The organism is Oceanobacillus caeni, from assembly GCF_019037185.1.
In the GTDB taxonomy this organism is placed as follows: Bacteria; Bacillota; Bacilli; order Bacillales; family Amphibacillaceae; genus Oceanobacillus; species Oceanobacillus caeni.
Genome location: NZ_JAHHXM010000008.1, coordinates 12874 through 31622, shown reverse-complemented (window position 1 = coordinate 31622; position 18749 = coordinate 12874). Strand labels below are relative to the sequence as shown.

Genomic DNA, 18749 nt, shown 5'->3' with positions numbered 1-18749 from the left:
GTTAGGAAAGCATAAAAATCTTTTCCATCTGGGGATCCGATTACTCGCCCCACCGTAAAGATTTTCATGAGTGCAACTAAGGCATTCATCCAAAAGTATGGAGAATGCCAAGTTTTCTAAGGGGGATTTGTAAAGAATGAAAAAGTTAATGTCGCTTTTATTTTTAATGTTTTTCGCAATTGGAATGATTGCTGGTTGTGGTAGTGAAGAACCAAAGGATGCAAACACTGATAATAATGCTGAAAATACAGAACAAGCGGAACAAGCAGGAGATCAAGCATTCCCAGTAACCATTACGGATGCAACAGACCAAGAAGTAACGATTGAGAAAGAGCCTGAAAAAATCGTTTCTCTAATTCCAAGTAATACAGAAATTGCCTTTGCATTAGGCTTAGGTGATAAGGTAGTTGGAGTATCTGACAACGATAATTATCCGGAAGAAGTTGCGGATATTGAAAAAATTGGTGGAATGGAATTTAATATTGAAAAAATTATATCTTTAGAGCCTGATTTAGTATTAGCACATGCTTCTAGTATGGGAAGTTCTGAAGAGGGATTTCAACAATTAAGAGATTCTGGTATCCCAGTTCTTGTTGTAAATGATGCAACAAATTTCAATCAAGTATATGATACGATTCAAATGATTGGTCAAGTAACTGGTACCGAGGAAGAAGCGGAAACAATCATAACCGATATGAAGAATGAATTTGATGATATTCAAGCAAAAGCAGAAGAAGTGGCAGATAAGAAATCTGTTATTTTTGAAATTTCCCCTGCGCCAGAAATTTATGTAGGTGGAAAAAATACATTTATGGATGAGATATTAGCCACAATAAATGCAGATAACGCTATAGAGGAGGAAGGTTGGCCTAAAGTAGATGAAGAAACATTGTTAGGCTATAATCCTGATGTCATCATTACGACGTATGGTGAGTATACAGAAGATGCTATAGACCAAGTGAAGGAAAGAAAAGGTTGGGAAGATGTCACTGCAGTTAAGGAAGACCAAGTATTTGATGTCCAAACTGATCTTGTAAGTCGTCCAGGCCCAAGACTTGTTGAAGGAGTTAAAGAAGTTGCGAAAGCAGTTTACCCTGAAATATTTAGCGAAGAATAAGATTCTTGCCTATACATTAGCAACTATATTTACGATTCTTTCTTTATTATTGGGGATATCTATCGGTACGGTTTCTGTACCAATAGTAGACATCGTTCAAATTATTGGTGCAGAAATCTTTCATTATTCTATTGATCATATTGACCCGATGTATCAAAGTATTGTATTAAATATTCGATTGCCAAGAGTCATCTTAGCAGGACTTGTTGGGGCGGCACTAGCCATTGCTGGTGCTGCCTTTCAAGGTCTACTTAGAAACCCATTAGCAGATCCTTATACATTAGGGGTTTCTTCAGGTGCCTCAGTGGGTGCAGTTGTCACCATCTTTTTTGGTATTTCCCTGCCATATATTGGAGCATTCACCTTACCATTTTTAAGCGTTGTTTTTGCCTTTATTACTATTTTTCTCGTTTTAACATTTGCTCGTAAAATTGATCGTTCGATGAGAGTGGAAACGATTATATTAACAGGTGTTATTTTTAGTTCCTTTTTAGGTGCCTTTATTTCGCTCATGATATCACTCACTGGTAATGAATTAAAGCAAATTATTGGCTGGCTTTTAGGGAGTGTCTCCATGCGGGGATGGGATTATATTAAAATTATTTTGCCATTTTTTGTACTAGGTTCTGTGTTATTAATGGCGAATGGTAGAGAATTAAATGCGATGTCATTCGGTGAGGATCGAGCACAATATCTAGGGGTAGATGTAAAGAAAAGAAAACTAGTAATTTTAACGGCTGGATCGATTTTAACAGGAGCAGCAGTTGCCGTATCAGGAACAATTGGTTTTGTAGGGTTAGTCATTCCACATTTAACTCGGAGCTTATGGGGACCTGATCATACGCATTTACTTCCATTATCCATGTTAACAGGAAGCGGCTTTCTAATTTTGACAGATTTGATTGCAAGGACCATCATTTCCCCGACGGAATTACCAATAGGGGTCATAACAGCATTAATTGGCGCTCCAGCGTTTGCTGTTATTTTAATCAAACGACGTGTTCAAAAAGGAGGATGAAAAGGACCGAGTAGTTCGAGGCGGCTTAGCTTTGAGGAACGGAACGTATGCAGTTAATACGTGAGTACCGGAAAAGCAAGCCAACGAAGAAATGCGAAGTGTCATTTTCACCGGACTTTTTGAACAACTTCTCAAACGGAGACAACGATAGAAAGAAGGGTTACAATGCTTGAAGTACAGCAAATATCAGGTGGATATTCGAGTGAATCGGTTTTAAAAGATATATCTTTTCATGTTGCTAAAGGGGAGCTCTTTGGCATCTTAGGACCGAATGGAAGTGGAAAAACGACTTTACTTAAAATGATTAGTGGATTACTACCTTTTAAAGAAGGTAGTATTTTTATAAAGGATAAGAAACTATCACAGTATTCGCAAAAGGAATTGGCTAAAATTGTTGCTGTTCTTCCACAGCATTCTGAACATGCCTTTTCTTATACGGTTAAAGAGACAGTTTCTCTAGGGCGCTATGCACACCAAAGTGGTTTTCTTCAAATGTGGACAGAGACCGATGAGAAAATTGTTCAAGAAGTAATGAAGCAAACAGGGGTAGATGTTTTGCAAAACAAAAATCTTGGGCAACTTTCAGGGGGGGAGCGTCAAAGGGTCAATCTTGCTCAGGCTCTTGCGCAAGAACCAGAAATTTTATTATTAGATGAGCCGACGAACCATCTAGACCTTTCTTATCAAAAAGAATTATTAGATATTTTGAAAACATGGACAAGGGATGGAATGCTTACGGTTATTTCCATTTTCCACGATTTAAATCTAGCTGGGCTTTATTGTGATCGTCTTTTGCTGCTTGAAAAAGGGATGATTAATATTCAGAATAAGACAAATGAAGTGTTGAAAGAGGATCGAATCCAAGATGTGTATCAAACAGATATTAAAAAATTCGCCCACCCAAGAGTACCAGCTCCACAAATTACATTACTCCCTAAATGGGAAAAGGAAGAAGTAGAAGCAGTGAACATTACTGCTGACATGCTACAACATCGTAAACATCATATAGTACTCCGGTCACCAATTCCCCTAAAAACCATGTCATCTGGTGTAGTTGGATCAGGATTAGGATGGAATCAGACATTTGTTAATCGTCATGTGGACAAAGGTTACAGTTGTAGTAATCACCGAGAAGAAATGATGAATTATTTACGTGAAAAAGGTTTTGATCCGCTTGAAACAGTAGGGATGATGACTGCTGTTGTTTTAGATGACGTGTCTTATAAATGGATGGAACACGGTGGGCTATCCATTTTTGTCGTTGTCACTGCTGGTGTTGGTAATGCGGTGGATGCTACACATAGTGAAAGCCATTCATCCGAGTTTATTCCTGGAACGATTAATACATGGATTTTTATTAACGCAAAAATAACGGAAGAAGCCTTTATTCAAGGGATGGTAACGGCAACGGAAGCAAAGGTTAGGGCCCTTGAGGATCAAAAAGTAATCGATTCTGTTACGGGAACCTATGCAACCGGAACGTCCACAGATAGTATTTTAATAGCTGCAACCCAAAGAGGGGAACAGCATGACTTTGCAGGTACCATCACCGCATTAGGTAAGTTAATTAGTAAAGCAGTTTATTGGTGTACAAGAGAATCTATTCAAAAAAGTCAAAAGAGGAAATAGGAATGATTGTGTATCATTTGATAGCCATAACATTAGCAATTCTTATCGATTCCATTATAGGTGATCCACCCTCATGGCCACATCCTGTGAAATGGATGGGAAGTGGAATTTCTAGAATGGAGAAGAAATGGAACCGGGGGAAGTCACGAAAATTAAAAGGAATCATCATGGTATTCATGATGATAACAGTGACTTTCTTTATAACGTTTCTACTAGTTTGGGGCTTCTATCATATTCACGTTATTGCCGGTATTTTGTTAGAAAGTATTCTTATTTCCACAACAATTGCTCGAAAGGGGTTGAAAGATGCGGCTTTAGAAGTCTATGTACCTCTTAAAATGGGCAATTTTAAGGAAGCAAGATTAAAATTATCGTACATTGTTGGTAGAGACACGGAAACTTTGGGAGAAGAAGAAATGGTTAGAGGTACCGTGGAGACGGTAGCAGAAAACATAAGTGATGGGGTGACTGCACCATTGTTCTGGGCATTAATTGGCGGTGCACCACTCGCTCTAGTTTACCGTGCTATCAATACATGTGATTCTATGGTAGGTTATAAAAATGAAAAATACGGGGAGTTCGGTTGGGCGTCAGCAAAACTAGATGATGTGGTAAATTGGATACCAAGTCGGTTGACCGGTTTTCTTATATTGATTGCTCACCAACCAGCACATATGAAAGTAACAAAAGCATGGGAAATACTATTTCGTGATTCAAGAAAACACCCAAGTCCAAATAGTGGATGGCTTGAGGCCTCGGTAGCTGCGTTATTGGGTGTGCAACTTGGCGGCATCAATTATTATAAGGGTGTCATTTCTAATAGAGCGAAAATGGGAGAGCCGATTATCCCTTTGCATAAAGATCATATTATAGAAACCAATAAAATCTTAACTCGAACGACTATTGTTTTTTTAGTTGTTTTATGGATTGGAGGGGGCGTCATTGAACTTACCGCAACATGGTTCTAATCCCCAATATGTATATCAAGAAATGGGAATAGAAAAACCGGATCAAATCATGGATTTAAGCGCAAATATTAATCCGTTAGGTCCACCTAAGCATTTGGAGCAAAATTGGATGAGTTTTTTTCAAAAGATTAATGATTACCCAGATCCTTACTCTCTTTCATTGAAGACGATGATTTCGGAAAAAAATGAGATAAATATGGACTCCGTTTTAATAGGAAATGGCGGAGCTGAATTGATTTCTCTAGTGGGTAGATTGTTATTGGAAAAAAACGTTCTTATTACCGAGCCAGGATTTTCTGAATATGAAAAGGCTTGTCAGGCCAATGATTGTCGAATTTATTACCACTACTTAAAAGAGCCTCATTGGGAATTACATATCCATGAAATAAAGGAAAAGCTAGAGGCAATAGATGCTGTATTCTTATGTAATCCGACGAACCCAACTGGTGTTTTTTATTCTTATGACACCATTGTCCAATTATTAGAAGAATGCAAGAAGGCGAATGCGTTACTTATAGTCGATGAGGCATTTTACGATTTTGTGGAGGAATATACTCCAATTGCGGCTCTGATTAATGATTATAAAAATTTAGTCATTCTTCGCTCCATGACAAAAATGTTTGCCATTCCGGGCCTGAGATTAGGATATATGATGGCTCATCCATCGGTTGTGGAGGAAATATCGGTTTACCAATCCCACTGGAATGTTAATGCATTAGCGATGACAGCAGGGGAATTATGTTTACAAGACGAATCATTTGTACATAGAACGGTTCAGTATATAAAGAAAGAGCGAACAAGACTATTTGCGTTTTTTGACAAGGAAAGCTTTGTATATTCACCTTCTAAGGTTAACTTTTATTTATTGAAAGAACCGAAGAAGGATTATATGGGGGAATTATTTGCTTACCTTTTAAAAAAGGGGATTGTACCTAGACATACATGCAATTTTCCTGGAATAGAGGGAAAATGGCTAAGATTTGCGATTAAAAGTATAGAGGAAAATAATCAACTTATGGAGGCGCTAAAAGAATGGAAACAACAACTTCCATAACGTTTATTACCGGTGGCGTTCGAAGTGGCAAAAGCAGTTTTGCAGAAAGAATAGCCATTCAAAAGGCAGAGGAAATAGGCGGTTCCTTACATTATATCGCTACCGGTAGAGCAACAGATTCTGAAATGAGACTAAGAATTAAACGACATCAGGAAGATAGAAATAAAAGTGGTCATTCATGGAAAACGTGGGAAAAGGAAACAAATATTTCCACCCTAGCTACAGAATTTAATAAGAAAGATGTCATTTTGTTAGATTGTTTGACGACGATGTTATCGAATGAATTATTTGCTCATGAAGCTGATTGGGTGGAGCAGCGTTTGGAGAAAAAAGAGGTTTTCCAAAGAATTTGGCAAGGGATAAAGGAAATAGCAGATTATAGCAATCAAGTGGTCCTTGTTAGTAATGAAGTATTAAATGAGCCTATCCTTCCCAATGAATTATTGGTGACCTATAGTGAACTACTCGGGAAATTACATCAAAAAATAGTTCGTTACGCAGAAAGTGCTTATTTAGTAGAAGCAGGAGTACCTTTACTAATGAAAATGCATGTTCAAAAGGGAGGATAATAACGGACTTTTTAAACAACCATTGAAAGGAGAAAAAGGTATGAAAGGAATCATGATACAAGGAACCGCTTCGGATGTTGGAAAAAGCCTCATTACTACTGCTCTCTGCCGTTTATTTGCACAAGAGGGTTTGAAGGTTGCACCATTTAAATCTCAAAACATGTCTAATTATTCCTATATACTTCCGGGTGGAAAGGAAATAGGACTTGCTCAAGGTGTTCAAGCAGAGGCTGCAAGGACAGAGGCTTCCATTTGGATGAATCCAATATTATTAAAACCTAACTCTGATACACAATCAGAAATCATATTACTTGGAGAAACAGTAGAAACACTTTCCGGAAAGGATTACCGAAATCAATTTTATGATAGGGGATTAGAAGCGGTTCGAACCTCTTTAAGCCATTTACAAGGGGAATTTGATGTTGTCGTAATTGAAGGTGCAGGAAGTCCGGTGGAAATAAACTTGAATGATCGAGAATTAGTTAATATGAAGATTGCGGAATTAGCTGATGTCCCCGTACTTTTAATAGCAGACATTGAACGTGGTGGAGTCTTTGCTAATATTGTAGGAACATTAGAGCTACTTTCCCCTATGGAAAGGAAACGTATACAAGGGATTATGATTAATAAATTTCGCGGGGACATTTCACTTTTTGAAGATGGTGTACAATGGTTAGAAGAGAAGACTGGGGTTCCCGTTCTTGGTGTCCTTCCATACATGATGGATCATGGCATTCCTAAAGAAGATTCATTAGCTTCACAAAGGCTGGACCAAGCGGTGCGGGTTAAGGAAGAACAATATGATTCTCTAGCATTCGAAGTAAAAAGACATCTTAATTGGGAAAAAGTAAAAGACATTTTGAACGGATGGAACGGGGAATGAGGAAATTTATTACAGGTTTTCTTATAACGATTCAATTTTTAACAGCTCTACCAATAAAGAAATCATTACCGATGGAGAAGGATTATATTGAAAAAAGTATTCAGTCCTTCCCATTGCTAGGGTTATTTCAAGGAATCCTTTATAGTGCTCTATTATATTTTCTTTTGGAATGGACTCCTTTTTCAACATTAGCAATTGCCTTTATTATTTGGCTTGCTACCATCCTCATCACTGGTGGTATTCATTTAGATGGTTGGATGGACATGAGTGATGCCTATTTCTCTTATCAAGATAAAGAAAAAAGACTAGAGATAATGAAAGATCCAAGGACTGGTGCATTTGGAGTCATGTCTCTACTAGTTTTACTAAGCAGTCGACTTTTATTTATTTATGAAGTGATCCAATTTGCAAAGCTATACACATTCCTTCTCATCATTCTTATTCCTTTTCTAAGTAAAATAGTGATGGGATTGGTGTTACTGCTTATTCCAGCAGCGAAGAAGGAAGGTTTGGCTTCTTTTTTTAAAAATGCGGCAAAGAAAAATACATTATATATATATCCCATTTATATCATTGTCTTATTTGCACTTATATGTATGATTGATCTTACGTTTATTCTCCCGGTACTTTTATTTGTCCTAGTTACGGTGGGATGTTATTTCTTTATTCGCCAAAAGACAGTAAAACATTTTGGGGGAATTACAGGTGATATTCTTGGTGCTTCAGGAGAAGGGACTGAAAATATATTATGGATGACGTTGTGGCTATTACATTATTTCGCCATGGTTTAACGGAAGAAAATAAGCGACAAGCTTACGTAGGTTGGACCGATTCCGTGCTAACAGAAGAAGCGAGACTGGCACTATCTTCCATTAGACTTCAGGCAAAGGACTATGATTTATTTATTTCCAGTGACCTTAATCGTTGTGTAACTACCATGAATCTATTATTTCCAAACATAAAGCCTATCAAATTAGCCGAATTAAGAGAAATGAATTTTGGTATCTTTGAAGGGAAAACATATGCGGATTTAAAGGATGACATGAATTATCAGCGATGGATAAATCAACCGTTTAAGGAAGTCATTCCTGGTGGGGAGTCATTTCAATGGTTTACATATAGAGTGGATAAAGGATGGAATCGAGTTGTGGACATGATATTCAGAAATCATGCTAAAAATGTATTTATCGTTACACATGGTGGGGTCATTCGATATTTACTGACTCGTTATAGTGAAGAAAAGAAGGAATTTTGGGATTGGAAAATAGAACATGGGACCGGATATGTTTTGAAGTTTCGTAAAACAGATTTAAGGAGGGGAGAACCATGCATTTCGTTACAGGAGGTGCCTTTAACGGGAAAAAGGCTTGGGTAAAAGATAATTATGCTTGCGCTAAATGGATATCCTTCTATGATGGAGACAAGTTACCAAAGACTTTGGAAAATTCTTCTAGCCAACGTATTGTGTTTGAAGGAGTGGAACGTTGGACAAAAGAAAGCTTGGAGAAAATGACTATCGATGAAGCCCGAGCGCATTTAAGAAATTGTCTTGATCAATGGTTGGAATGGGAAAATGCTAAGGCCAATAGAAGCATGATTATAATTGGAGCAGACATCATGAAGGGAATCGTTCCAATGCAAAAGGAAGAAAGAGATTGGCGTGATTTGACAGGTTGGTTTTATCAAGATTTAGCGAGAAGAAGTAAACGGGTGGATGTTATTTGGTATGGAATAAATCAAACTATTAAAATGGGGGAGTGAGGGAAATGAATATAAGAAAAATGAGCTTAATTGCCTTATTTATTGCCCTATCTGTTATCGGAGCGGCTATTAAAATCCCCGCTATTATCGGAAGTATTGCATTAGATGTCTTTCCCGCGATACTTGCCGGAGCATTTTTTGGAGCGGTACCAGGGGCAATAGTAGGTGGTTTTGGTCATATGGTATCCGCACTTATTGGAGGAATGCCTCTTGGTCCCCTTCACTTTATCGTGGCAATTAGCATGGCTTTGCTCATTTATATATTCGCCAAATTGTTTCAACATGGGAAAAGAACATTGGCATATATCGTATTCGTTCTAGGTAATACATTCATTGCTCCATTACCTTTTATATTTATTCTTGATATAGCATTCTACATCGCATTAGTCCCTTCCTTATTTGTCGGATCTTTATTGAATGTCCTAATTGCCTGGTTGATGATTCCACGCTTAGTTACTGTTTTTCAAGGGGCATATCAGAGAGGAGAAGCGAAGGGATGAGAGATGCGCTAATTATTCCGTTTAATGAACAAGAAGAATTAGTTATGACGACTGACAATAGTGGTGCAATCGGATTAAAAGAAGCGGATGCTGTAAAAGTTCCATACGAAATCGTAAGTTACTATTCTTTTCGCGTCGCTATAGTAGAAGCCTTATCCTCAGGTGCAATACCAGTCTCCATCGTCCTGCAAAACTTTTGTGGGGACGAAGCATGGAGTAATTTAAACACTGGAATTCAGAGAGGATTAGCTGAACTTGGAATGGAAAATATTACACTAATGGGAAGTACGGAAAGTAATTTTTCTTTAAGTCAATCTGCAATTGGAGTTACCATTATTAGTAAGAGGCAAATCTTGAGTGAAATGAACATGAAGACTTCCGATTCCAATCGTGTTGCTTTAATCGGTTTGCCATTAGTTGGTGAAGAAGTTATAACACAAGAAGATGATGTTGTTCCCCTTTCTGTAGTGAAAGATATTTGCAGAATGAGAGATGTCCAAGTTTGGCCTGTTGGTTCAAAGGGAGTATTGCATGAATTAAGAAGAATGGTACCTTCCTTAGATAATGGCATGGTAAAAAATTGCACTAAACTAGATTTAGAAAAGTCAGGTGGGCCATCTACATCTATTTTAGTGAAGTACTCTAAGGGGAAGGAATCCGAATTACGAAAGGTAGCAGATAAGAATTTCCATAGGCTTTGGGAGGGAGAAGTTTGAAGTTATTTGTTGTAAGACATGGTGAAACAGAATGGAACGCACAAAAGAGATTACAAGGACATTTAGATTCCCCTTTAACAGTTAATGGAATCCATCATGCAGAATTATTGAGTAAGAGACTTAAATCTACTTGTTTTGCTTCCATTATTTCTAGTCCAAGTGAAAGGGCTATGCACACTGCTAGAATAATAAGAGGAAACCAAACGCTTGCGATTGAAACGGATAAGCGGTTGAAAGAAATAAATCTAGGAAGTTGGCAAGGGAAAACGTTTGAGGAAATTAAGGAAATGGACCCAGATAGGTTTGAAAATTATGCAAAACATCCTAATCAATATTATCGTGAAGAAAAAGAGGCTGAAAATTTAACAGACGTTGTGACAAGGGTAAAAGATTTTTTGAAAGATACAGAGGAAAAATATCAAACTGGGAATCACCTCATCATCACACATGGCGTTGTTATAAAAGTTTTACAGTTGATTTGTAAAAACTATTCTATCGATAAAATATGGGAACCACCAGAAATTGAAGGGACGAGCCTTACCATCATAGAAATAAAAGATGGAGAAAGAAAGCTGTTAGTTGAAGGGGACATTTCTCATAAGGAGTAATGTGGAAAAGAACTACATACTGTATGCTATACATTGTACTTTATATTTCTAAAAAAAGTCCAAAAAGAAGACCACCCGAGAATGCTCGACCAAAAGCAAGGGTAGTTCTTCTCACAAACTATAAGAGCAACTCTCGTTTCGAGCGATGAAGTTACCGTAAGGAAATGTGTGTTCAGCACACCATCCTTTTATTCTATAAAACGTTTTAACATGGAATATTCAAACACGCGAAAAATTATATAGTACAAAAAATGAAATCAATGAATGATGTAACGTCCTGCGATTGAAAAGCAGGACGTTTTTTAATGTGTGTAAGTAGTTGAAATGGATTGGTGGCAGGTAAGTTTAATTATCCGTTCCTTGCCTCGAAACAAGAAATCGATTAATTGCTACAATCAATATAACGGTTAATATAATAATAACAATAGTGGTTAAAAGAATGAAAACCGAATTTAATATAGTATTCGTTTCTATTCCATATTTATCAAATACAGATGCTACCAGATAACTTACGACAAACGCATACAATGCAACACTTAAAGTAGTAAGCAGTCTATTGATCATGGATACACCCCCTTACATTTTCTTTTTATTTAATAGAAGATGATAATAGTAGTAACAAATACAAATAAGATAAAGCCCTGCAAGAAAGAAAAAGGATACCTTATTCATATAACCAAGCATAACGAATGTTAGAAGACCTAAAGGTATAATGGTGGTCATTAGATCAAATGCTTTCGATTTTGAATTTTCATAGATATGGATCACTCGTTCATCTTTTTCTTCAATTTGTTGTTCTCTTGTCTTGTTTTTTTCGTAACCAATTGCAGAACTGGCAACTAGAAATAATAAAACTCCAAGAAATCCAACCGTAATGGGGACTAGATCCGGTCTAATAAATGCTACTTTTAGAAATTCAACACCAATGAAACCTAGGGAAAAACCTAATAGTAGAAGTAAGATTCCAACCACTTCTAAAGATCGTAGTAACCTAATTTTCCCTTTCATTATTCTCCTCCTCATAAATGAAAATATCTTCAATGTTCATATCAAAATATCTTGCAATCTTAAATGCCAAAATGATGGATGGATTATATCTCCCATTTTCGAGGGAGCCAATGGTTTGCCTCGTTACCTCTAATGCATTGGCTAGTTCTTCTTGCTTAATTCCATGTTTTTTTCGTATTTCTTCTAATCTATTTTTCACTTTTTATGTTTCTCCTTGATGGAAAGTTTACTTTCCATTATTATATACTATGCTAATAAGTATGTAAAGTTAACTTTCCATACTAAAATGAATAGGTATAAATTTACTGAAGTGATATACTTAAATACTAAGGAAACACCATAAGGGGCGGGGTGGATTTGATGTTTAAAATTTTATTAATTGAGGATGACAAAACATTATTTAACGAGATAAAGGATCGACTTTCACAGTGGTCCTATGATGTATATGGTATTCATGATTTTAATAAAGTGATGGAAGAATATACACAAGTCATGCCAGATTTAGTTGTGATTGATATACAATTACCGAAGTTTGATGGGTTTCATTGGTGCAGATTGATTCGTTCGCATTCCAATGTTCCAATTGTTTTTCTTTCCTCTCGTGATCACCCGATGGATATGGTTATGTCCATGCAACTAGGGGCTGATGATTTCATTCAAAAGCCATTTCACTTTGAGGTGTTAATAGCTAAAATCCATGCGATATTAAGACGGGTTTATGATTATAGTACGGAACAACAAACCAATATTCTAGTGTGGAACGGGGCGACAATTGACTTTTTAAAAAACACCGTTAGTACCAAGACTGGTGAAGTGGAACTGACGAAAAATGAAATGTTCATATTAAAGACTTTAGTTGAAAATAAAAATCAAATTGTTAGTCGTGAGAAAATGATGAGAAGTCTTTGGGATGATGAACGTTTTGTAAGTGATAATACGTTAACAGTTAATGTTAATCGTTTAAGAAAAAGTCTAGGAGAACTAGATTTAGGAAAGTGGATTGAAACAAAGGTTGGACAAGGTTATGTGGCGAAGGAAGAACTCCATGATTAGGGAATACTTACGCGAAAGGCAAAGTTGGATTTATTTATTCATCATTTTACAATTTTTGGTATTATTTGTTGCCTATCTTGATGCTTCTATTAATTTTCAATCCGTTTTATATGTTACATTTCTATCCTTTGTGATTTTTATTCTTTTTATAATCATTCGATATCAAAAAGAGTCGGCATATTATAGAGTGTTGAAGAACTGGAACCCGAGTGATGACCTTGGATACTTAAAAGAAGCGGACAAACCGTTTGAAAAGATTTCTGAAAAAGTGGTTAGGGAACAAGTAGAGCATTATAAAAGGGAATTAAATGATAATATAAAACAGTTAGAACAGGAAAAGGATGATTTGCTTTCATGGATTCATGAAGTAAAAACACCACTCACCGCTATGCAACTTATGATAGAAAGGCTTGAAGATGATCAATTAAAATCCCAGTTGCAGTACGAATGGTTGAGAATTCATTTACTTCTTGACCAACAATTACATCAAAGGCGTATGGCCTCTATGAAAAATGACCTCTATATTGAAAAAGTAGCTCTTAAGCCTTTAATCTATAGGGAAATAAAGGACCTACGAACGTGGTGTATGCAAAAGGGAATCGGATTTGATGTGAATTTAGAAATAACAGAAGTTCTTACAGATGCAAAGTGGTTCAGTTTTATTATTCGTCAGCTATTAACAAACGCTGTAAAGTACAGTGAAAACTCAGATGTAGTCATAAGTAGTATTGATGATGATGGTGTCGTCCAACTGATCATAAAGGATTCGGGTAGAGGAATTCCTACGAAAGATTTATCTCGTATTTTTGATAAAGGTTTTACATCAACGAGAAACCACCAAGACTATAAAGCAACAGGAATGGGACTTTATTTAACGAAAAAAGTGGCTAACGCGTTAAAAATTAATATCGATGTAGAATCAAAGGTTGGAAAGGGCACGACTTTTACATTAACATTTGCCAAAAAGAATACTTTTCTACAACTAACGAGCATGTGACAAGATTGTCACGTGCTTATTGATTTTGTTAGGAAATTCGAAGGAAAAATAGAACGATATTTTTTATACTGTAGGAAACTAGAAGAAAGATTTTAAGTTCTAAATGAAATTTAATAGAAAAAGGGGTTGAACGGATATGAGCATTTTAGAAGCACGAAAAATTCATAAAAGATACGGCAATAAATGGAATAAACAAGAAGTATTAAGAGGGATTGATATTGAAGTAGAAAAAGGTGAATTTGTCGGTATCATGGGTCCTTCTGGCTCTGGGAAAACAACGTTATTAAATGTATTATCTTCTATTGATAAAGTTACTAATGGGTCCATTAAAATTGAGGGTCAAGAATTTACCAAGATGAAAGAAAAACAGTTGGCAGAGTTTCGAAAAAATCATTTAGGTTTTATTTTTCAGGAGTATAACTTATTAGATACATTGAGCGTTAAGGAAAATATCCTACTGCCACTTACTATCAAAAAAGTAACAAAAAAAGAAGCCCAAAATAAATTTGCCGCAGTAGCAAAGGAATTAGGTATCTTAGAAGTGAAAGATAAATATCCTGGGGAAATATCTGGTGGTCAGAAACAGCGTACATCTGCAGCCCGTGCATTTATCCATGATCCAAGCATTATCTTTGCAGACGAACCTACAGGAGCATTAGATTCGAAATCTGCTTCGGATTTATTAAATAAACTAGGGGATCTAAATGAAAAAAGAAAAGCAACGATTGTAATGGTAACACATGACCCGTTAGCGGCAAGCTATTGTAGTAGGGTTATCTTTATAAAAGATGGTCAAATCTTTACTCAGTTAAATAAAGGTGATGAAAGCAGACAAACATTTTTTAATGACATTATTAAAACGCAAGGTGTTTTAGGTGGGGTGCAACATGAGCTTTAAACAACTTATTTTTCGTAATTTGAAAAAGAATCTATCGAATTATTATCTTTATGTTTTTGCATTAGTCTTTAGTGTTGCTTTATATTTTGCTTTTGTCACCCTACAATATGATCCTTCTATGGATGAGGTAGAAGGATCCATTAAGGGTGCTGCAGCATTACGTGCCGGGGCAGTTATGTTAATAGCCATTATTATTGTGTTTTTGATTTATGCGAATAACTTATTTATTAAACGCAGAAGTAAAGAAATTGGTTTACTCCAACTAGTTGGTTTAACAAAGGGGAAAATCTTTCAAATTCTCAGCGTTGAAAATATGATGTTGTATTTTGGTTCCATGTTAATTGGGATTTTTGTTGGATTTTCTGTATCCAAATTGCTTATGATGATTTTAATTAAGATTATGGGTATTAATGAAGTAGCAACTTTACGTTTTTCTGTTGAAGCACTTATCCAAACTGCAGTTGTATTTGTATGTATCTATGTAGTGATTATGGCAATGAATGCCTTGTTTATTAAGAGGCAACGAATTCTTCATTTGTTTCAGGTAACATCCAAAACAGAAGGTAAAGTAAATCGAGTTTCCGTTATTGGGATGTTGATAGGAGTTTTGGGGATAGGATTAATTGCCTTTGGATATTACTTATCCACTAGATTGTTTAGTGGAGACTTTACAGAATTGAATGCATTATATTTTGCAATGCTTACCATTCTAGGTTCTGTCATTGTGGGAACATATTTGTTTTATAAAGGTTCTGTTAGTTTTATCTTTAATATGATTCGTAAAAAGGACAATGGCTACCTTTCGATAAATAAAGTGCTTTCCCTGTCATCCATCATGTTTCGTATGAAGTCGAATTCCATCTTGTTAACGATTATTACAACCGTATCCGCATTAGCCATTGGTTTGTTGTCTTTAACTTATATATCTTATTATTCAACAGAAAAGACGGCTGAAGAATCGCTTCCAAATCATTTTTCGATTCCAAATGAAGCAGATGCGGCTCGCTTCATGGATGAATTGGAAGCAGCAAAAATTGAATATACAGAGAAAAAAGTCGACTTTCATCAAGTGCATGCTGATTTATCTAGGATTATGGAGACGTATGATGAAGAAAATGGGAGTTTTAATCCCGGAGATGCAACAATGGTTGTGATTAGTGATGAAGCAGTAGAAGGGATTGATTTGTCCCGTAATGAAAGTATTATCGTGAATTTCCCAGACACATTGCAGCAATTTATGTCTCTGAAAGAAACTGGTCAGATTTCATTAAAAGGCCAAGCTCAAACGGTTACTTTAAATTATAAAGGACTTGAAGACAGGAATGTTTTACCGTCACTTCTGACGTTAGGCGGTTTTCCTGTAGCAGTTGTTGACCAGGGTGTCTACCAGCAATTAAAAGAGGATATGGATGAATCGATTCAAAAAGAATCTACTGTTTATGTGGGAGTCGATGTGAAGGATAAAGGGGAAATAGAGGAAGCGGACAAAATTTTTCAAGAATTAGGTTTCCAAGAGAACTTCGGATATAGTTCACGGCTTTATGTAAGTTCTACCGGTAAAATAACGATGGGGCTAGCCATGTTCCTTGTTGGATTTTTTGGTCTCACCTTTTTGATCACTTCAGGATGTATTCTCTATTTTAAACAAATGGATGAAAGCGAAGAAGAAAAAGGAACTTATAAAATTTTACGAAAACTGGGCTTTACCAATAAGGATTTGTTAAATGGGATTAGAGTGAAGCAACTGTTTAACTTTGGAATTCCGTTAGTGGTAGGTTTATGTCACAGTTATTTTGCAGTGAAATCTGGTTGGTTTTTCTTTGGAACGGAACTTTGGACACCGATGATTATTGTGATGGTATTGTATACATTGCTTTATTCTATATTTGGACTTTTATCGGTACTGTATTATAAGAAGGTAATTAAGGATTCATTATAAAATAGAAAACGCCCCAACTCGTATGAGATGGGACGTTTTTTATTTATTTATCACACTACAAAGCACGAGAATTTCCTGGTACTTTTGATAGGTTTTTTGATTTTTTCGGTTTATCCCCCATTGGGGTTGCTCTTTTTATAAATAAGGCTAATGCTAACGCAAGAATGATGAAAAATGTGGAGATTAAAAAGGCATCATTAATTCCACCAAGCATTGCTTCTAAAGTTATATGTTGTTTTGCTTCCGCCGTCGGTTGACCGATAACTTGTGCCGTTAATTGTTTTTCGTACATTGCTTCGCGAGTTGACATGATTGTGATAATAAAAGCTGTTCCAATCGCACCGGAAACTTGGTTTAACGTATTGTTCATTGCAGTTCCATGTGGATAAAGCTGTTTAGGTAATTGATTTAATCCATTCGTTGTGATTGGCATCATGACCATGGATAAACCAAACATGCGAACAGCATGGATAAACATTAAATAATAGTAGGTTGTTTCAAATGATAAATGACTTAATTGGAAAGTAGTCCCTGTTACAATAATCAGTCCAATAACTGCAAGTATGCGACCACCATATTTATCAAATAAACGACCAGTTATAGGGGACATAAAGGCATTGACAATCGCCCCTGGAAGTAGCATTAGACCTGCTTTCATTGGAGAAATTCCTAAAATGGTTTGAGCATAAATAGGAAGTAACATAAATCCAGAGAAAAGCGCCATATTTACGACCATAGTAATAACAGATGCTAATGAAAACATAGGATATCGATAAACATTGAAATTAAGCATAGGGTCGTTTAACTTCGATTGTCTTACAATAAAAGTGATTAGGGAAAGAACACCAATGATAATGGTCATATAGACGGATGGACTATTCCAACCATTACTTCCAGCAGAGCTAAACCCGTAAAGTAGGCCTCCGAAGCCTATACTTGATAATAAAACAGATATAGCATCAAGATGGATATCGACTTTTTCCTTTTTATCTTTTAATAAAATAAATCCAAGAATCCATACGACAATAGCAATTGGAGTAATGAAATGGAAAAGCATTCTCCATTCATAATGTTCTAATATCCAGCCAGATAAAGTTGGTCCGATTGCTGGTGCAAACATTAGAATGAGACCAAATACTCCCATTGCTGTACCACGTTTGGCAACCGGAAAGCTTACAAGCATTACGTTCATAAGAAGTGGCATCATAATCGCAGAACCTGATGCTTGAACCATTCTCGCCCCTAATAAAACTGGAAATATCGTTGCTGTTCCTGCAATAATAGTTCCTATCGAAAATAATCCCATTGCGATTAAAAATAAACGACGAACAGAAAATTTCTGAATGAGAAAAGCTGTTGTTGGGATAAGAATACCATTCACTAGCATATACCCCGTAGTTAACCATTGGACGGTTGCTGTATCAACCTGTAGATTTGCCATTATAGAAGGAAGGGCTACATTTAATAATGTATTGTTTAAGAAAGAAATAAAAGCACCGATCATTAATATTGCAATAATTCCATATGGTGGACGTACTTCATGATTAAACTCTTGGTTCATTTTTATCCTCCAATCTAGACTAGTAGTTCATTTACATATCATAAATAAAATCATAGCACTGAAATAGCTTACATTGCAATATGAAAATTTAACTATAAAGAAGACTTCCATCAGTGGGGGTTTTCCTTCATCTCCTAACTAATGGTTATTGCATTTATCGGACCTTAATTGGCAGTTGATCTCCCACTTACCTTTTTGTTTTACAAGAAGCTTGAGGTGGGATAAAAATTAAAGAATTACAGATAGTATACTGCTAGTCTAATTGGAAGACTTGGAAGTGGTCAGTGAATTATTTGTTTTTCTAATGGGGCTTCGAGTATTTGATACTGTCACACTTTTTGGTTGGATAATCAGAAAATTTGTGCTAATCTATACTTATGTATTTAATAAAACGCTTACATTACGTGTGTATGAAAGTTGGCGCGACTTTCGTATGTGGAATCGAAGGTAATTAGGAAGGGGTAGATAGA

General features: G+C 36.1%; 21 protein-coding genes. 17 read left to right on the top strand and 4 right to left on the bottom strand.

Features of this window, described 5'->3' with window-relative positions:
• The first annotated feature begins 136 nt into the window (after positions 1 to 136).
• The 13 genes from KM885_RS06800 to KM885_RS06740 all read left to right on the top strand — a co-directional run bounded on the left by KM885_RS06800 (position 137) and on the right by KM885_RS06740 (position 10823).
• Positions 137 to 1117 (top strand): ABC transporter substrate-binding protein, encoded by a 981-nt coding sequence (locus KM885_RS06800; protein WP_047184354.1) that lies wholly within the window; start codon positions 137 to 139, stop codon positions 1115 to 1117.
• Positions 1077 to 2135 (top strand): FecCD family ABC transporter permease, encoded by a 1059-nt coding sequence (locus KM885_RS06795; protein ID WP_047184353.1) that lies wholly within the window; start codon positions 1077 to 1079, stop codon positions 2133 to 2135. The genes KM885_RS06800 and KM885_RS06795 overlap by 41 nt, the downstream gene beginning before the upstream one ends.
• Positions 2136 to 2300: 165 nt before the next feature.
• Positions 2301 to 3764, top strand: a complete 1464-nt coding sequence (locus KM885_RS06790; RefSeq protein ID WP_047184352.1) for an adenosylcobinamide amidohydrolase — start codon at positions 2301 to 2303, stop codon at positions 3762 to 3764.
• 2 nt (positions 3765 to 3766) lie between these two features.
• A complete protein-coding gene (gene cbiB / locus KM885_RS06785) occupies positions 3767 to 4732 on the top strand; it encodes an adenosylcobinamide-phosphate synthase CbiB (RefSeq protein ID WP_216883712.1) in 966 nt (321 codons plus the stop codon).
• Entirely contained in the window at positions 4707 to 5786 is a 1080-nt protein-coding gene (gene cobD, locus KM885_RS06780) for a threonine-phosphate decarboxylase CobD (protein WP_083452582.1), read from the top strand. The genes cbiB and cobD overlap by 26 nt, the downstream gene beginning before the upstream one ends.
• The gene (locus KM885_RS06775) at positions 5765 to 6355 is read left to right on the top strand and encodes a bifunctional adenosylcobinamide kinase/adenosylcobinamide-phosphate guanylyltransferase (protein ID WP_047184350.1); all 591 of its coding nucleotides are present in this window, start codon (positions 5765 to 5767) and stop codon (positions 6353 to 6355) included. The genes cobD and KM885_RS06775 overlap by 22 nt, the downstream gene beginning before the upstream one ends.
• A 40-nt stretch (positions 6356 to 6395) precedes the next feature.
• On the top strand, positions 6396 to 7238 hold the full coding sequence (locus KM885_RS06770; protein WP_083452585.1) for a cobyric acid synthase: 843 nt from the start codon (positions 6396 to 6398) through the stop codon (positions 7236 to 7238).
• Positions 7235 to 8029, top strand: a complete 795-nt coding sequence (cobS, locus tag KM885_RS06765) for an adenosylcobinamide-GDP ribazoletransferase (protein WP_047184349.1) — start codon at positions 7235 to 7237, stop codon at positions 8027 to 8029. The genes KM885_RS06770 and cobS overlap by 4 nt, the downstream gene beginning before the upstream one ends.
• A complete protein-coding gene (locus KM885_RS06760; protein WP_240473257.1) occupies positions 7999 to 8613 on the top strand; it encodes a histidine phosphatase family protein in 615 nt (204 codons plus the stop codon). Before cobS ends, KM885_RS06760 begins: the two co-directional genes overlap by 31 nt.
• Positions 8565 to 8999 (top strand): bifunctional adenosylcobinamide kinase/adenosylcobinamide-phosphate guanylyltransferase, encoded by a 435-nt coding sequence (locus tag KM885_RS06755; RefSeq protein WP_047184347.1) that lies wholly within the window; start codon positions 8565 to 8567, stop codon positions 8997 to 8999. The genes KM885_RS06760 and KM885_RS06755 overlap by 49 nt, the downstream gene beginning before the upstream one ends.
• Positions 9000 to 9004: 5 nt before the next feature.
• Positions 9005 to 9499 carry an ECF transporter S component gene (locus KM885_RS06750; RefSeq protein ID WP_047184346.1) on the top strand — a complete coding sequence of 165 codons (495 nt, stop codon included), beginning with the start codon at positions 9005 to 9007 and terminating at the stop codon, positions 9497 to 9499.
• Positions 9496 to 10215 (top strand): hypothetical protein, encoded by a 720-nt coding sequence (locus KM885_RS06745; protein WP_060668772.1) that lies wholly within the window; start codon positions 9496 to 9498, stop codon positions 10213 to 10215. Before KM885_RS06750 ends, KM885_RS06745 begins: the two co-directional genes overlap by 4 nt.
• Positions 10212 to 10823, top strand: coding sequence for a histidine phosphatase family protein (locus tag KM885_RS06740; RefSeq protein ID WP_047184344.1), 612 nt, complete (start codon positions 10212 to 10214; stop codon positions 10821 to 10823). The genes KM885_RS06745 and KM885_RS06740 overlap by 4 nt, the downstream gene beginning before the upstream one ends.
• Before the next feature lie 345 nt (positions 10824 to 11168).
• Here KM885_RS06740 and KM885_RS06735 read toward each other — a convergent pair whose 3' ends face one another.
• The 3 genes from KM885_RS06735 to KM885_RS06725 are packed head-to-tail and all read right to left on the bottom strand — an operon-like array spanning position 11169 to position 12030.
• Entirely contained in the window at positions 11169 to 11387 is a 219-nt protein-coding gene (locus KM885_RS06735; RefSeq protein ID WP_047184343.1) for a hypothetical protein, read from the bottom strand.
• A gap of 12 nt (positions 11388 to 11399) precedes the next feature.
• Complete coding sequence (locus KM885_RS06730; RefSeq protein WP_052771653.1) at positions 11400 to 11831, bottom strand: hypothetical protein; 432 nt, start codon at positions 11829 to 11831, stop codon at positions 11400 to 11402.
• Complete coding sequence (locus KM885_RS06725; RefSeq protein ID WP_047184342.1) at positions 11815 to 12030, bottom strand: helix-turn-helix transcriptional regulator; 216 nt, start codon at positions 12028 to 12030, stop codon at positions 11815 to 11817. Before KM885_RS06725 ends, KM885_RS06730 begins: the two co-directional genes overlap by 17 nt.
• 161 nt (positions 12031 to 12191) lie before the next feature.
• Here KM885_RS06725 and KM885_RS06720 point away from each other — a divergent pair, with 161 nt between their 5' ends.
• The 4 genes from KM885_RS06720 to KM885_RS06705 all read left to right on the top strand — a co-directional run bounded on the left by KM885_RS06720 (position 12192) and on the right by KM885_RS06705 (position 16718).
• Complete coding sequence (locus tag KM885_RS06720; protein ID WP_047184341.1) at positions 12192 to 12884, top strand: response regulator transcription factor; 693 nt, start codon at positions 12192 to 12194, stop codon at positions 12882 to 12884.
• Positions 12877 to 13881, top strand: a complete 1005-nt coding sequence (locus KM885_RS06715) for a sensor histidine kinase (protein ID WP_145523726.1) — start codon at positions 12877 to 12879, stop codon at positions 13879 to 13881. The genes KM885_RS06720 and KM885_RS06715 overlap by 8 nt, the downstream gene beginning before the upstream one ends.
• A 136-nt stretch (positions 13882 to 14017) precedes the next feature.
• Positions 14018 to 14779 (top strand): ABC transporter ATP-binding protein, encoded by a 762-nt coding sequence (locus tag KM885_RS06710; protein ID WP_204798362.1) that lies wholly within the window; start codon positions 14018 to 14020, stop codon positions 14777 to 14779.
• Positions 14769 to 16718, top strand: a complete 1950-nt coding sequence (locus KM885_RS06705; protein ID WP_216883711.1) for an ABC transporter permease — start codon at positions 14769 to 14771, stop codon at positions 16716 to 16718. The genes KM885_RS06710 and KM885_RS06705 overlap by 11 nt, the downstream gene beginning before the upstream one ends.
• 55 nt (positions 16719 to 16773) lie before the next feature.
• Here the strand turns inward: KM885_RS06705 and KM885_RS06700 are convergent, their stop codons facing one another.
• A complete protein-coding gene (locus tag KM885_RS06700) occupies positions 16774 to 18279 on the bottom strand; it encodes a DHA2 family efflux MFS transporter permease subunit (RefSeq protein ID WP_060668924.1) in 1506 nt (501 codons plus the stop codon).
• Positions 18280 to 18749 lie beyond the last annotated feature (470 nt).

Coding starts and splice junctions, on each gene's coding strand:
- KM885_RS06710 (WP_204798362.1), top strand. CDS start 14,018: ATGAGCATTTTAGAAGCACGAAAAATTCATAAAAGATACGGCAATAAA.
- KM885_RS06745 (WP_060668772.1), top strand. CDS start 9,496: ATGAGAGATGCGCTAATTATTCCGTTTAATGAACAAGAAGAATTAGTT.
- KM885_RS06770 (WP_083452585.1), top strand. CDS start 6,396: ATGAAAGGAATCATGATACAAGGAACCGCTTCGGATGTTGGAAAAAGC.
- KM885_RS06735 (WP_047184343.1), bottom strand. CDS start 11,387: ATGATCAATAGACTGCTTACTACTTTAAGTGTTGCATTGTATGCGTTT.
- KM885_RS06720 (WP_047184341.1), top strand. CDS start 12,192: ATGTTTAAAATTTTATTAATTGAGGATGACAAAACATTATTTAACGAG.
- KM885_RS06755 (WP_047184347.1), top strand. CDS start 8,565: ATGCATTTCGTTACAGGAGGTGCCTTTAACGGGAAAAAGGCTTGGGTA.
- KM885_RS06705 (WP_216883711.1), top strand. CDS start 14,769: ATGAGCTTTAAACAACTTATTTTTCGTAATTTGAAAAAGAATCTATCG.
- KM885_RS06730 (WP_052771653.1), bottom strand. CDS start 11,831: ATGAAAGGGAAAATTAGGTTACTACGATCTTTAGAAGTGGTTGGAATC.
- KM885_RS06715 (WP_145523726.1), top strand. CDS start 12,877: ATGATTAGGGAATACTTACGCGAAAGGCAAAGTTGGATTTATTTATTC.
- KM885_RS06775 (WP_047184350.1), top strand. CDS start 5,765: ATGGAAACAACAACTTCCATAACGTTTATTACCGGTGGCGTTCGAAGT.
- cobS (WP_047184349.1), top strand. CDS start 7,235: ATGAGGAAATTTATTACAGGTTTTCTTATAACGATTCAATTTTTAACA.
- KM885_RS06800 (WP_047184354.1), top strand. CDS start 137: ATGAAAAAGTTAATGTCGCTTTTATTTTTAATGTTTTTCGCAATTGGA.
- KM885_RS06700 (WP_060668924.1), bottom strand. CDS start 18,279: ATGAACCAAGAGTTTAATCATGAAGTACGTCCACCATATGGAATTATT.
- KM885_RS06750 (WP_047184346.1), top strand. CDS start 9,005: ATGAATATAAGAAAAATGAGCTTAATTGCCTTATTTATTGCCCTATCT.
- KM885_RS06790 (WP_047184352.1), top strand. CDS start 2,301: ATGCTTGAAGTACAGCAAATATCAGGTGGATATTCGAGTGAATCGGTT.
- cbiB (WP_216883712.1), top strand. CDS start 3,767: ATGATTGTGTATCATTTGATAGCCATAACATTAGCAATTCTTATCGAT.